The organism is Desulfoplanes sp. PS50 (assembly GCF_053851535.1).
This window is the reverse complement of sequence record NZ_JBSPZA010000048.1, coordinates 1-14,745: the sequence shown is the minus strand read 5'-3', so window position 1 is coordinate 14,745 and position 14,745 is coordinate 1. Positions and strand designations below refer to the sequence as shown.

13 protein-coding genes are annotated in these 14,745 nt (G+C 55.8%); all 13 read right to left on the bottom strand.

From position 1 onward, the window contains the following. Positions 1–390: 390 nt before the first annotated feature. Positions 391–1,254 (bottom strand): ABC transporter substrate-binding protein, encoded by an 864-nt coding sequence (locus ACTVJH_RS14880; protein ID WP_455992402.1) that lies wholly within the window; start codon positions 1,252–1,254, stop codon positions 391–393. Beyond that, positions 1,251–2,036, bottom strand: coding sequence for an ATP-binding cassette domain-containing protein (locus ACTVJH_RS14875; protein ID WP_455992399.1), 786 nt, complete (start codon positions 2,034–2,036; stop codon positions 1,251–1,253). Before ACTVJH_RS14875 ends, ACTVJH_RS14880 begins: the two co-directional genes overlap by 4 nt. Then, positions 2,026–2,733: a GTP-binding protein gene (locus tag ACTVJH_RS14870; protein ID WP_455992396.1), complete on the bottom strand. Its 708-nt coding sequence runs from the start codon at positions 2,731–2,733 to the stop codon at positions 2,026–2,028. Before ACTVJH_RS14870 ends, ACTVJH_RS14875 begins: the two co-directional genes overlap by 11 nt. Beyond that, complete coding sequence (locus tag ACTVJH_RS14865; protein WP_455992394.1) at positions 2,730–3,419, bottom strand: ABC transporter ATP-binding protein; 690 nt, start codon at positions 3,417–3,419, stop codon at positions 2,730–2,732. The genes ACTVJH_RS14870 and ACTVJH_RS14865 overlap by 4 nt, the downstream gene beginning before the upstream one ends. Further along, positions 3,416–4,162, bottom strand: coding sequence for an ABC transporter permease (locus ACTVJH_RS14860; protein ID WP_455992391.1), 747 nt, complete (start codon positions 4,160–4,162; stop codon positions 3,416–3,418). Before ACTVJH_RS14860 ends, ACTVJH_RS14865 begins: the two co-directional genes overlap by 4 nt. A 197-nt stretch (positions 4,163–4,359) precedes the next feature. Next, the gene (locus ACTVJH_RS14855) at positions 4,360–5,046 is read right to left on the bottom strand and encodes a Crp/Fnr family transcriptional regulator (protein ID WP_455992389.1); all 687 of its coding nucleotides are present in this window, start codon (positions 5,044–5,046) and stop codon (positions 4,360–4,362) included. Between the two features lie 67 nt (positions 5,047–5,113). Further along, positions 5,114–6,100: an ABC transporter substrate-binding protein gene (locus tag ACTVJH_RS14850; protein WP_455992387.1), complete on the bottom strand. Its 987-nt coding sequence runs from the start codon at positions 6,098–6,100 to the stop codon at positions 5,114–5,116. A 62-nt stretch (positions 6,101–6,162) separates the two neighbouring features. Further along, positions 6,163–8,001 carry a heavy metal translocating P-type ATPase gene (locus ACTVJH_RS14845; protein ID WP_455992384.1) on the bottom strand — a complete coding sequence of 613 codons (1,839 nt, stop codon included), beginning with the start codon at positions 7,999–8,001 and terminating at the stop codon, positions 6,163–6,165. Positions 8,002–8,161: 160 nt separating this feature from the next. Further along, the gene (locus ACTVJH_RS14840; RefSeq protein ID WP_455992381.1) at positions 8,162–9,175 is read right to left on the bottom strand and encodes an ABC transporter substrate-binding protein; all 1,014 of its coding nucleotides are present in this window, start codon (positions 9,173–9,175) and stop codon (positions 8,162–8,164) included. 40 nt (positions 9,176–9,215) lie between these two features. Continuing rightward, on the bottom strand, positions 9,216–10,220 hold the full coding sequence (locus ACTVJH_RS14835) for a transporter (RefSeq protein ID WP_455992378.1): 1,005 nt from the start codon (positions 10,218–10,220) through the stop codon (positions 9,216–9,218). 448 nt (positions 10,221–10,668) lie between these two features. Beyond that, the gene (locus tag ACTVJH_RS14830; RefSeq protein WP_455992376.1) at positions 10,669–11,466 is read right to left on the bottom strand and encodes a DUF4198 domain-containing protein; all 798 of its coding nucleotides are present in this window, start codon (positions 11,464–11,466) and stop codon (positions 10,669–10,671) included. A gap of 278 nt (positions 11,467–11,744) precedes the next feature. Beyond that, on the bottom strand, positions 11,745–12,065 hold the full coding sequence (locus ACTVJH_RS14825) for a hypothetical protein (RefSeq protein WP_455992373.1): 321 nt from the start codon (positions 12,063–12,065) through the stop codon (positions 11,745–11,747). A 91-nt stretch (positions 12,066–12,156) separates the two neighbouring features. Continuing rightward, the gene (gene feoB, locus ACTVJH_RS14820) at positions 12,157–14,661 is read right to left on the bottom strand and encodes a ferrous iron transport protein B (RefSeq protein WP_455992370.1); all 2,505 of its coding nucleotides are present in this window, start codon (positions 14,659–14,661) and stop codon (positions 12,157–12,159) included. Between the last annotated feature and the right edge of the window lie 84 nt (positions 14,662–14,745).

The window sequence follows — 14,745 nt, the reverse complement described above, 5'->3', positions numbered from 1 at the left end:
AGCCTCTACTGCGACCTTGGCTTTAAAGGACGCTTGGTAGGTCTTTCGTTTCTTACTCATTGTCTGCCTCCTAAATTTGGGCCTAACCGAAGCTTAATCGACTGTCCAAATTTTTGGGGCCATTTCACAAAGAGGAGGACTCTAAAACACCGTACTACCGGATATTGTGTCCAGAGTTTTCCAATGCCCGCCCTAAATTATCCCAGCCATGGAGATGGCCTAACGCCCTGTAGGCATAATCACTTGTATTACTATAATCACTGAACCGAAACGGCTCTGAAAGCCTCAGTTTCCAATGTCACGGATATGTTCTCAAGCATAGAGATCACCTGCTTATAAATTCGCAAGCTGATGGACAGAGGTCTATCCGTCATCAAAACTCCGATTTTTTCATACGGAGCCGGTTGGCAAAGAGTACGGAACCCACAGTTTTTTTCCGCTTGCCTCAAAAACATCGGGCAAGGCCGTGGCCGGGGAGACGGGCACGAATCCGGCCTGACGACTGAAGACCTCCTGCACCCCGGGAGAAAGTAAATATTCAGCCGCTCTTCGGCACTCATCGTCGCATCCTTTTTTCATGATCATCATCTGCATCAAAGGAATGGCTCCTTCTTCCGGCCAGATAAAGGCCGCACGATTGTTTCTAGAGAACCTGGCAAAGGAGACCGGCATCACCCCGATGTCATACTCTCCTTTGCCTACGGCCATGTTCACATCGATAGGCAATCCCCGGTAATGCACATCCTCCTCCACAAAGGTCCTGCCCCGACCTTGGAAATGGTCCCGATATACATTCTTCAGGAGAACGGCCGGTGGGGTCTTTTCGTCTGTGCATAAAATCCTTCCCCTAAACCGCTCCTCCATGAGTTCAGACCAAGATCTCGGCGGATTATTAAGAGATGTATTATAAAAAATAATCAAGGGCATAATGTACACCGGCTTGATGAGCCAGGACTCGTCCACAAGTCCGGTCGAGAAGATGAACCTACTTACCGGATACCTGAATTTTGTATCGAAATGACCGCAGGAGCGAAGCATCTCACCCTCCTCGAAAACACCGTGGTGGATGGAAACAAACACCTCGGGCACTTTGTCCATCTTGCCAGCACGAATATGATCCAGATACACCAAATCGTCGGCATAGAATTTTCTGGAAGAGGAAAACACTTCGGCTTCGGGGCAGAGATTTCTGACCCCTATAATAATGTTCCTGCTGATGTTGACGGGAACGGATATATAGATTCTATTCTTCATGACACCTCTCCCTGTAAGGTGTCCAATGCCTGCAGGCTATACTCATCCAATGTCTCCCCAAGCCTAAGCCGTTGGCGCAAATTGCCGAGCACAGTGTCTATGCGCAGTAAATACTTAAGATGCCTGCGTTCCATTTCATCCGAACGAATCAGTTTGGACATGGCTCCGTTTTTCATGATCACCCGTTTTTCAGCTGTGAGCATCAGGGTCGGATCGTGAGTGGCTATAAGCACCATCTTGCCTTCCGTGGAAAGAACACCGATCCCTTTGGTCTTGTTAATGCCCGCATTTTCGATCTCGTCAATCAGAACCACGGGGGCGTTACTGATCAAAGCCGCGTCTGCGATCATTAACGCCCTGGACTGCCCACCGCTTAGGGAAGACAAATGCATCCCGGGAGCCAAAGGTTCTCCGGTTAGATCGTTGGCCAAATCGAGGACCCTGTTCACCATCCCAGGGGAATCAATCTTCCTGCTTTTGGCGTGTAGTCTGATAAAATCACCCACGTCGAGATCCATGACAAAATTCATGTTCTGGGACAAGCAAGCCGTTATACGAAAAGAGAACGGATCTTTGGTCCGACCATCCACCAACACCCTTCTCCCGGAAGGAGAATCTCCATCGGCCAGCTGTTCGATATCCGAGAGCAACAAACTCTTGCCCGACCCCGTACTCCCTGCCAGAACCAACACTTCCCCACGCCTAAGCGAAAGCTCGTCCACACCTTCGGAATTCCCGGTTTTGTCCGAACCAGAAAGAATACGAATTTCATCAATCCGCATCAAGCACCTCCCTGACATCCATTTTGATAACATTGCCCATCTGAAAATCGGAACCGATCCTAGTCTCTCCTTCGCAGTACGAACACACAGCCGAAGGCATATCGTGACGAAGCTCTCTTCCTGTGAGGGTATCGGTTTCCGGGGCATCCAAAACTAGGCGCTTCAAATTAAGGGATCCCATCCCAGTCAACCCATTCATTTCGACAGCCTTGGCTGTGGGATTAACCTCTAGTACATTAACCCTGAAGACCTCCCGCTCAGCCTGAGAAACCATATCCCCTTTGGTGATGACCACCACATCCGCAGTTGTCAGCATGGGCCCAATCTTACGCGGAGTATCGATACCGCTAATATTATCCACCACCGCAATAGCCAAACAACCTTTGATGGCCGGGGCGCAACGATGACACAGCCCAGCAGTCTCTACAATGGTAATGTCAGCATCATGGTCCCGACCAAATCGGAAAATTTCCTCAGCGTTGACCGCCCCGTAGTGATCCGGACAAACATAGTCGCTGCGCCCGACCACCACTGGGATGTCTAGGCGCTCCTTGAATATGATTCCGTCGGCGGTCTCGTGGCAGTCGATCTTGCCCACCACTGCCCGGATGCCGTCGGTCTGCAAAAGCTTTACAAGATGAATGATGACCAGGGTCTTGCCCGACGAAGGCGGCCCGGCCACGGTAATGAATTTCACATCGCTCTCCTTGAACGGGTCGTGCCCGTGGTTACGCTGTACAGGTTACTGGAAACAGATTCCGGAACCGGTTCGGCCTCACGAATGACGCCGCCTTCCTCCAGGATCAGGATACGATGGGCAAGACGCGAAACCTCCTGCGGATCGTGGGAAACGTAGAGCAGGGTGGCCGGTCGGCGCGTGAGCATGTTCTCGACGAGACAGAGCATGCTCCGCCTCAGATCGAAATCCAGAGCACTGAAGGGCTCGTCCATGAGCAGGACGCGCGGTTCAACGGCAAAGGCCCTCCCGATGGAGACCCGCTGGCACATGCCCCCGCTCAACTGGCCGGGGTAATGGTTCTCGAACCCGCACAGATCGAGCCAGCGGAAATATTCCAAAGCCGTTTGCCGGGCCGTTTCTCTGTCCACCCCCCGGGCCCGCATGCCGAAGGAGACATTCTCCAGAGCGGTCTTCCAGGGAATGAGACGGGGTTCCTGAAAAATATGGCCCAGCACGTCGCTGCCGAGTCGAACCGAGCCCGAATCGTGCCGGACGAGACCGCTGATCATCTTCAGGATGGTCGACTTGCCGATTCCGGACCGCCCCAGCAGTCCGACGACCTCGTTTTCTTCCACCCTGAAGGACAGCCCGGAAAAAACGTCATGTCCTCTGAATGATTTACAGACATCCGCAAATTCGATCATTGCCGCTCCCATCTCGACAACCTGGCCCGCAAGGGACCGAGTATGCCAGTTTCGATGCCGCCCCCGAGCATCAGACAGACCAGTATCCAGGCGAACAGGGACGGGGTGTCCATATTGGTCCGGGCCAGGGCGAATTCATAACCGATCCCGCTGTACGCCCCCAGAATCTCGGCCAAGACGACGATCCGGATTCCCAGCCCTGCGGACAGATTCAGCCCGGCCAGGACAGGTCCCCCGATCCCCGGCAGATATATATTGCGAAACAGCATCCACTGCCCGGCCCCGTACACCCGCCCCATTTCCACGATTCCGGCGTCCACGGCACGGATACCCTCGATGGTGTTGGCATAGATGATGGGAAGGATCAGCACGGAGGTCACGAACACGGTCTGGGCTCCGCCCATGCCGAAACAGATCATGCTCACCACCACCAGAACCACCGGGGGCATGGTCATCAATGCCCAGCGGAAGGGCTCCAGCACCCACCTGACCCTGTCGTTCAGGCCTGCCACCACCCCAAGAACGAACCCGGACAGGGCTCCGATCAGCAGACTGAGCACGAACCGCTCCACCGTGACCCCCAGATTTATCCAGAAAACCCGGGTTCGGAGCATTGCGGCCAGACTCAGCAGGGTGTCCGCGGGCGAGGCGATGATGATGCTGTCGAAACACATGGCCTGCGTCTGCCACAGAGCCAGAAAAAGCCCCACGCCCAGAAGACCGTATTTTGTGGTTGCATTCATGGGGTACGCTGTCGGGAGAAAGATGAAGCCGAGCCCGCCCGTCCACAGGCTGCAATCTGCGACCGGTACGGGACAGGGGTACCTTTTCGGCACGGTGTTTATTAGGGAGCTATAATTACAAAAGGGATTTGTCTTTGCTCTAGAGCAATAAAACAAAATTAGGAAAACAAAATCTTAAAAAAAGTGGCCGCATGTCATCAAAGACTTTCAGCAACGGACATGATGGCCTCGGAAGAGACGATGGTGACCCTTTCCCGTCCGGAAACGATCCAGCCTTTGCTCTCCCAGTTGCTGAGGATACGGCTGGCCGTGTACTGGGTGGTACCGGCATAGCTTGCAAGACTCTGCCTGCTCAGATTGAAATCGATAAGAATCCCCTCGGGAGTCTCACGACCGGATTGCTCCATGAGGCGCAGCAATGTTTTGGATATGCGGAATTCAGCCTGTTCTCTGTACAATTCCTGATAGCGATCCTGAACATCGAACAACCGCCCCGCCATGATCTCCATCATATTGATGGCCAGCTGGGGATGAGAACGCATTGCACGTTCAAAATCCTTTTTCTTCCAGACAACAAGCCGGCAGGTATCAACGGAGCAGGCCGTTGCCGGATATTTTCTGTCCTGCAACAGGGAAATGGCCGCGGTTATCTGGCCGGGCGTGATGTAGCGGACAATGGTTTCCGTGCCGTCGCTGTGCATTTTTGACAGTTTGACATGGCCGTCGAGCACCAGAAAGAATTCCCGGGCGGGGTCCCCCTCGCGAAACAACACCTCTTTGGGCCTGAACTCACGGGGCATTCCGAGTCGGATTATTTCCGCAAAATCATTTTCGTCCACATGAGAAAAAATATCGGAAGCCGCATGCATGCCGGAAATATCCATCAGGACTCCTTCGCAGGCGCATTGTTTTTCGAGGATTGAAACCCCGCCCGGATGAAATGAATGCATTTTAGAAATAAAACCCCGCATCGGGCAGTCTGCCGCCCGTCGATTTGGGATTGAGTTTCATGAACCGGGTGAACATGTCCTCGATCTCCTTTCTGGAGTCCCGACCGCTCACGGATTCGAGGATGGTGTAGTGCAGTGCATCCTCAAAAGCCGCCGCATTGACTCCCTTGACGTGTCTGGCGACCATGGACGCCGCTTCTGCGGGATGCTCGTTCACCCACGTTACGGCCCGATCATAGGCACCGAGAAAAGTTTCCACGACATCGGGGCGCTTCAGGGCCCCGGGCAGGGCCACGACCCCGGCGTTGGGAAACTTCGGGCTGCCGCCCGTGACCAAGCCCCACTCCTTCTGGATGTCGATGACCCGAGCAAACCGCATCCCCTTCTGACCGGCCTTCATGATGGCCATGGCCGCGGCCGGTTCGATCATGAAGGCGTGGTCGATCTTGCCGGCCAGCAGACTCATGGTGATGTCCAAGGGAGAGCTCACATACTGGACGCGGAAGTCCTTGAAGGGATCAAGGCCCCGTGCCCTGCAGATGGTCTGGAACATCAGGTCCGGCTGATCCCCGCGAAAGGGAATATAGATCTCTTTTCCCCTGAGATCGTCCAGGGAGGAAATCGAGGGATCATTGCTGATGATGTAAAAGACGCCCCAGATGGAGACCCTGACCAGTTTGAGCGGGACCCCCTTGTTGTAGAAGATTCCGGCCACATTGCTCGGCACGGACACGAAATTCGCCTGCCCCCGTGCCATCATGGCCCGCAACTGATCCGGGGTGTTCCAGATGACCAGGTCCACTTCCTCCGCCACTTCCCCGAGCAGATTGTTCTCGACGATATAGGCCATGGGCATGGCCAGGGGGGAAAAGGGGCTGGAAAGGACGACTCTATCCACCTTCTGGTCTGCGAAACAGACTCCGGTCGTCATGAGAACAAGGGTAGCAAGCAACAAGCCTTTTCTGACGATCATCCACACTGCATGCATTATTGATTTCTCCTTTGAAAATTTTGTCAACGGCCTTCGTTCCCGATATCAGGGACTGGAAATCATCGATTCCTCCCGCGAACCAGCCGAGCGGAATTGGCCACCACGAGGACCGAGCTCACGTGGTGAACCAGGGCCGCCATCCATGGCGTGAGCACTCCCGTGGCAGCCAGGGTGATGCCCGCAAGGTTGAAGCCTATAGCCCAGACATAATTCTGGGTGATAATCCGGGTGAGCCTCCTGCCCGTGGCCATGATGGTCAGCAGGCTGGCAGCATCCTCGCGCATGACAATGATATCCGAGGATTTGACCGCCAGATCCGCCTTGGCCCTGCCGATGGCAATACCCACGTCGGCGGCGGCCAGAGAGACGGAATCGTTGATCCCGTCCCCGACCATGAGGGTCACGCCCTGCTGCTTCAGCGTCCGGACCAGGGCGGTCTTTTCATCCGGCTTCAATCCAATCCGATATCCGTCCGCCCCGATCAGGTCGGCGACCCGCTTGGCCTCGCCCTTTTCATTGTCCCCGGTGGCCAGCTCGATACGGCGAACACCCATGGCATGCAGCCGGCGGCCCAGATCCGGGGCATGCTCCCGCAACTCCTCCTGCAGGATGAACGCCCCGACTACCCGGGAATCCACGACCATCCAGGTAACCCGACCGCCGATCGTTTCCTCCGGCAGATCGATTCCCAGGGACCGGAGCGTGGACGTTCCTCCGAGAATGACCTCCCTTCCTCGGACAATCGACCGGATACCCATGCCCGGCAGATATTCCGAGGATTCCACGGGAAGGGCTTTGATCCCCCGGGCCGCGCCATGGGCGACAATGGCGTTGGCAACGGGATGGGTGAATCCCGACTCAATGGAAACCGCCAGTCCGAGCAGCTCCTCTTCTGATATGCCGAAGGTTCTGGCTGCTTCGACCCTCGGTTTTCCCAGGGTCAGGGTCCCTGTCTTGTCCAGAACCACGTTGACCGCCCGACCGGCCAGTTCGAGACACTCCCCGTCACGCACAAGAATGCCCCGTTTGCCGAGCCCTCCGATGGCAGCGGCAAAGGCCGTGGGCACGGAAAGAGCCCAGGCGCAGGGACAGGCCACAGCGGTTACCGCGGCCATACGCATCAGTCCGGCGACATGATCCCCGGTCACCGCCCAGGTAACGAAAAACAGCCCAAGCGCGAACACGACCACCCCGGAGATAAAGAACTGAACAATGGTCTCCGCCCTGCGCTGGGTTGCTGATTTGTGCTCCAACGAGGCAGCCATCTCCCGGGCCATGACCTGCAGAAACCCCTTGTCCCCGGGCTTCGAGGCCCTGATCCTGAGGGTCGCGTCCAGGACCATGGAACCGGAGGTGACCGGCTCGCCGGTCGTTCTGTACACGGGAAAGGGTTCTCCGGTGATCACAGCCTCATCGATGGATCCCTGCCCCTGAACGATCACTCCATCCACGGGGATCATCTCTCCCTGGGGCACCAAAACCTCGTCCCCGACTCGGACCTCTTCCACGGGCACCTCTTGAACCGCATCACCAGATACGATCCTGACCCGAGTATCCCGCTCCCTGGTCAGGGTTTCAATCTTTCTGCGGGTCCGCTCGATGATCGTCCAGGAGACGGCCAGTCCCATGCTGATGAACCAGGCCACCAGGGCACCACCAAGGGGCTGATCGGCGAGCAGGGAAACGACCATGACAGTGACCACCAGCAGATCCGCCGTGACCTTGCGCATCCTGACCAGGGCCGTGAACAGGGCCCTGACATACATGGCCAGACAGACGACATAGCAGAGCAACCCAAACCACCGGGTCCACTCCATGCCCGTCCAGGCATGCAGGGCAAGCCCCAGAACCGCGGCCAGGGCAACGATCGTCCGTAGGGTGAAAATCCGTGCCGACATGGTATCCTTTCTCCGTTTCATGGGTTGGCGTGGACGCGTTGCCACGCGCAAAGCCGGTTCGGGAAAAAACATTCCGAACCGGCTTCTGAACAGCTCACAGGGATCTGGCTAGTGACAAACGCATGCACGGAAGCGCGGCGGCATCTCTTTATGAGACACCCTACCGGGCCAGAGCCACGATCCACTGCCTGAATATCTCGGGATATTCGATGACGCTGGAATCGATATACGCGCGCAGGCCGTACACGGCCATATCCTTGATCGCCTTAACGTTTTTGAATTTCGGATTCTTCTCGGCATATCCCTTGATCGCCTTCTGCACGGACATGACATCGCCCACGGCAACGATCACGTCCGGGTCGGCTTGGATCAGGGGAGAGAAGTCAAACCCGCCCCGGGATTTCTTGACCATGTAATGGCCCTTGGAGGGCTTGGCATGCTCGGGATTGAAGACCTCGCCCACATTGGTGCAACCCAGTGGTTTGAGCATGAACTGGTCCGCATACATTCCAGGGGCCTCGACGCGCAGCAGGCTCTTGCCCGAAGAAGGCTGGTACACCCCGTTGATGACCACGACCTTTTTGTTCAACGGTTTGGCCGGAAGCATTCTTTTGGTCATGGCCATATTGCTGCGGTACGTCTCGATCAGTTCGGCACCCTTAGCCTCTTTGTCGAATATTTTAGCGGTCTGGCTGATGGCCGACTCGATGCCCCGGGAAAAATCAACGTATTCGACCTTCGCATTCGTGGCCTCGAGCAGCGGCACAACGTTCTCGGGCCGAACATCAGGCATATACAGACAATACGGATCGCTTTTCTCGATAACCATCCGGGTGATCCCCCGTTTTGCAAGGGCATCAGGCACGGCGTTTTTCCGTTTGGTGGTAATGCATCTGGGGCAGCCGAGAGGCTGGGAAATCATCTTGATCATCGGTCCCATGGGCCAGATGGAAATTCTGGCGGACATGGCCTCGGGCAATACGCCCAGATTGTAGGCGATATCGATAACCCGATCACCAATGACGACAGCCTTGACCTTTTTGGGCGGCGGTGTCTTGGAACAAGCGGCCAGAACGCTGCCCGACCAGACAAACAAAAGGACCAGGCAAAACAGACAAAGATTCCGGACCGCATGGGTCCGTGTGACGACGATTACGGTATTTTGATTACTCATGAGAATGCTCCTTTTGAAATGTATTTCACTATGCAATGAATCAGAACTTCATGGCCAGTTTGGTGACCACGCGGTAGTCCTCGGTCAATTGTTCTCCATTCAGATCACGGTACACGGTGATGGGCACACCGACATCGAAATGAATCCCCTTGTACAGTTTGAAATGGACTTGGGGAGTGACGAAGACCACGTGACCGCCGGTGCTCTGCTGAGTTTCTCCTGCCAATCTGCATTTGCTTTTGATCTCGCCGCCCAGCTCGACGCCCATGTCCAGCCAGTTGGTCAGGGCATAGATGTACGCGGCATTGTACTTGAAGACATCGGGACCCTCGAAGTCGTCATCTCCTCGCTCACCCTCGGTGGACATCTTGTATATGAAATAGGTGGACATCCAGTGACGTCCCATGACCTTGTGTGCACCCAGTTCGAAGATCGGATTCCAGGATCCCCAACCGGTCTGCAGGTAGCCGGGGCACGCTCCGGCATCGTCCTCTTCATCCGTGGTACCTGTGGGCATTTCAACCCCCAGACCGATGGCCAGATTCAGGGGATCTTTTTTTTTCTGGGACATGATCCGGTACCGGCCGACGAGCTTGATGTCACCGATCCCTGAATTGTCGTCAGTAAAACCCGCCTTGGCCGACTCCCGCTTGAGCTCCTTGTCCAGGAAGGGAATAATCAGCCGGGCGTCAAAATCTTCAAAAATTCCCGCACGTAAGGTGAGCTGGTACTTGTTCAAGACCTGTTTTGTACATTTCTTGCCCTTTTGTCCGGGTTTAAGGCGTTCGTAGTCGACCTCGCTCGTTCCATGATAATGCTGGTCGGCCTTTGAATAGGTATATTTGCCGATAATCCCGAACTCCCCTTTTTCATACACCCCGCCATTACTCGAATTGATCGCTCCCACAGGCGTGGGCCCTTTGGCATTGGTGCAGTGACCATTTTTGGCCATGGCCGGAGCGGCCACCAGCAGACATCCGCCTACCAAGACCATCAGCAGGGCCATGGACACAAATCGAATTTTCCTGCGTTGCAAACGTTCCACGTTCTGTATTCCTCCTTGAACAGTTGATAAAAAAAGGCACGACCGACATCGCGATATGCGACATCCTGTCGTGCCTCCACTTGCTCCGCCTTGTATCGGAGCCCGTAAGGCGACACCGCCCCCAGGGCGGTGCCTTTCCTTGGCAATTGGTGATAGTGGCCGGGAAACGATAGGTGGTCATTCCCAGATCACGGTACAGCTTGTTTTTTTTCGCCCCCCAGTTCAGGAAAACAGGACACGGCACGCCGTGACCCTACGGAGCGAGAACGGGGCGGCCACAAGGTCGCCCCTAGATATGACGATCAAACGCTGTGTTTGGGCGCAAACGTACCCAGGTACAAGGCGCAAGGCATTTTGAAACCGCAGTGTACCCCACGTACATGAGGATTTCAAAATGCCGCGGCAACGCAGTAGACGGGTGCGTTTCCGCCCAAACATCCCGAACACCTTATTTCATTTCCTTGGCCTGCACCCAGATAACAGCATCCTGGAAGAGATCCTTGCCCTTAAAAGAGGTCTCGGGTCCGGCACCCAGAGCGGCGAATCCCCACCAGCCGGCCTTGGGGATGCCGAAGGTGAATTCGCCGTTGGCGTCGGCCTTGATGCCCATGGTCACAAAACTGTCCTGAGGTGCTTCGACATCGGCCTTTTTGGCAAAGGCGTTCGTGTCCATTTCCGGCGCATGGTTCAGATATTCCACCTCGATTTCCGCATAGGGAACCGGTTTGCCGTTGCCCATGACGACCCCGGTGAAGGTGCTGCCGGCCCAGATGGAATAGGGCTTGTTCAGCGGCATGATCTCGGCAGGCAGATCGAGCATGGTTTCCCAGTCCGTGGGGGCGCCGGCCACATTGACGATAACCTTGGTGAACTGCTGGATGTAGGCGTCTTCGGAACCTTCATAGTAAGGAGCCGGGGAAAAACCGAACACCCAGTCGCCCATGCCCCTCAGCTTGTAGGAAAACTCATAGGCCTTGCCCGCATTGGTCAGGCTGGTCCAGGTGATGGGTTCAAGCAGGTTTGCGATGTCCTTTTTCTTGCCCTTGTGCACGACCACGAATCCCTCGGGAGTCCCCATATCCATGGTATGACCAGCCTCGAAAGGATGGGTGAAGACCACCTTGAAAGGCACAGTATCGCCCTTTTGCAGAGCGGACTGCGGGGTGTAGACCATCTGAAAATGGGCCAGCGCCGAGCTGGCGGTAAAGATCATCAGTCCCACGAACATGAGCATTATTTTTTTCATTGCAATCTCTCCTTTTTGTTTCGTGTTCGCATCTTCGTTAGAGTTTTCTAATTTTAAAATGACTTCACGCCACAGATTCGGGCGAACACAAGGTTCGCCCCTACGATGGACTCTGTTTTTCCTGCGGACTGCGTACTTCTTGCGCCTTATCTCGCCCGCCTTTATGCGATCCTGTCTCCGAATGATCCTATCTCGGCACGTTCGGGATTCGGGCGAACACAAGGTTCGCCCCTACGATGGATTCTGTTTTTCCTGCGTACTGCGGACTGTGTACTTTTTTATTCAACAATATCCTTGCCTTCGACAACAATCTCATGTCCCGGTCCGGCATCGAAAACGACCTTGTACGCCTCGGCGGGAACATCGAACACGAACTCGCTGAATGCATCCATCTTGCCTTTTTCGAGCACGGCTCCATCCTGTTTTTCCACGCGCATCTCCACGCCCGCGGCCGAGGAGCCGTCGGAGAACCCGCCCTCGCATGTGGCGGTTCCGTCACCATTGGCGTAGCAGGAACACAGGGGGGTATGGGCCAGGGCCTGGCCCAATCCGCCGACAAACAGACACAGCATGGCAATCACAACGACCTTCTTGAACATGTTGACTCTCCTTATAGAGTTGATGGTTGAACGTCATATACTGATCGGCAATCCGGGAACCGCCGATTCCGGTTCCCGGGATCACTTTTTTCTAACCCGTCACGCCGCAGGACTTCCCAGCCACGGGCACGGGTGACGGGGCGTTCTGTTTTACAAATCCCATCCCGATGGTGAACATGAGGGCCAGACCATAAAAAGCAATCATGGCCTGCAGACCGCTCAGTCCGAGCAGGGACCCGCCGGAAAAAATGAGCACGGCCACGCCCAGTCCGAGAACCATGGGATAGCTCATGGCAAAGACCATCCATTTGGCCGACCCGGTCTGGAGCTTCACGGCAATCGCCGTTGCCAGACAGGGCGGATAAAGAACCATAAAGAGCATCAGGGCCAGGGCATGCAGGGGGGTAAAGCCCTCTTCCTGACTGGACATGCGTTGTTCCAGGGTCTGACCGCCCTCGTCTTCCTGCTGGTAGAGGGCACCCAGGGTGGCTACGCTGCTCTCCTTGGCGGCCAGGGCACTGAGTAAGGCCACATTGACCCGCCAATTGAATCCGGCCCACTGGGTCACCGGTTCGAGACTCTTGCCCATCCGACCGAGAAAACTGGTGTCGATCCGCTCCTTGCGCATTTCCATGAGCAGGGTCTTACGTACCCGAATCAGCTTCTTGGCCGCCCGATTGACCTTTTTGCCCTCGGGTCCGTCCCTCCGAACAATGTGGAAAAAATCAGGATTTTTCTGTTCGAACTTCGTGTTCACAGCTGCAGCCCCTTCCCCGCCACCGGCGCTCATCCGAGCCGATTTGTACGCGTCCCAGTAATTGAGCATGGCGACAAGCCCGTCACCCTGAAGCACCTGCGCATACGAGGTATTGCCGATCTGCTTGTAGAACGCGGCAATGGCTGTATCTTTTTTGGCGTTATACATGTCCATCCGCTCCTGACTGATCCCGGGAAACTGGAGCAGGGCAAAGATGACCACGGCCACGGCCGCGACAATGGTGGTGATCTTCTTCATGAACAGCCAGACCCGTTCTACAGCGCGGCCAAGTACCCCGCGCAGAGTAGGCAGATGATACGGGGGCATCTCCATGACGAACGGGGCACTCTCCTTGTCCTTGAGCACGGTCATGGTCAGGATCTTGGCAATGGGCAGGACCAGAAGCAGACTGATGGTGGAGATGAAGAACATGGCCAATGCCTTGTGTTCCGCAAAATAGATATTGATCAGCAGAACATACAAAGGAACCTTGGCCAGACAATTGAGCATGGGAATGATCAGGATGGTCGCGAACCGGGACCGCTCGTCCGGAATCCCCTTGCAGGCCATGACCCCGGGCACGGCGCATCCGCCCACATAGATCCCGCCCAGGACCATGGGCAGGGTGGACTGACCGTGCAGGCCGAACTTGTTCAGGATCCGATCCATGATAAAGGCCATCCGCGGCATATAGCCGCTGTCCTCGAGGACGGCGATCAACCCGAAAAGGATGAAGAAGATGGGTATGTAGTTGAGCAGGGCGTTGACACTGTCCACGAACCATAGGGAAAAGGACCGAATCAGAGGGATGTCGATGAATCCCGGGTCCGGGGTGATCGCCTCGGTCAGACTGCGGACCTTGGCCAAAAACGGCCAGGTGTAGTTGGTCAGATTGTAACCCTGGACAATGGACAGGTAATAGAGCAGCCAGATGATTCCCACGAGGGTTACCGGCCCCAGCACCTTGTGGCAGACGATCCGGTCGATGCGGTCGGTCAGGGTCACCCGGGGTTTCAGATCCGACGAGACCGAGGCAGCATGGATCTCGTCAGCGGCCCGATACCGGCAATGGGCTATATGCAGCTCCGGGGCCATGGATTCCCGGGCTTCAAACAGGGCGCGCTTTTCTACGATCTCCTGCAAAAAGATGTCCCCCAGGGAATGGGCGTGCCGGACACGTTCCTTCACGTCATCATCCCCTTCCATCAATTTGATGGCCAGCCACCGCAAGGGGTAGTCCGCTTCCAGGGTCGTTTCCGCACGCAACTTTCCGACGATCTCCTCCAGCATCGGTTCCATGGAACCGTAGTCGACCCGGAAGACGGGTCGCATCTCCGGCTCCCGGGAAATCAGATCGATCGCCTCCAGCAGCTCCTGCTTGCCCTTTCCCGATTTCATGGTCGTGGGAATCACCGGTACGCCGAGTTTTTCGTACAGGGCTTCCCCGTCGATGCGCATCCCCCGCTTGGCGACCATGTCCATCATGTTCAGCTCCAGAATCATGGGAATCTCCATTTCCATGATCTGAAACGAGAGATAGAGACACCGTTTCAGGTTGGATGCATCCATGACATTGACGACCACGGACGGTTTCTCGTGGAGGATAAAATCCCTGGCCACCCGTTCTTCAGGGGAATACGAGGTCAGGCTGTAGGTTCCAGGGAGATCGACGACCTCGTTTTTCACGCCCTTGTACTTGAACCAGCCGGTCATCTTGTCCACGGTCACTCCGGGATAGTTGGCCACGTGCTGGCTGGCACCGGTCAGTCCGTTGAATACGGTCGATTTCCCGCAATTGGGCTGTCCGGCCAGGGCGATCAGGCGCTTCACCGTTTTCATCGTGGATCCACCTCGATCAGACGGGCCTCGGCATGACGCAGGCTCACGTTATATCCCCCCAGTTCGACCTCCATGGGGTCCTCC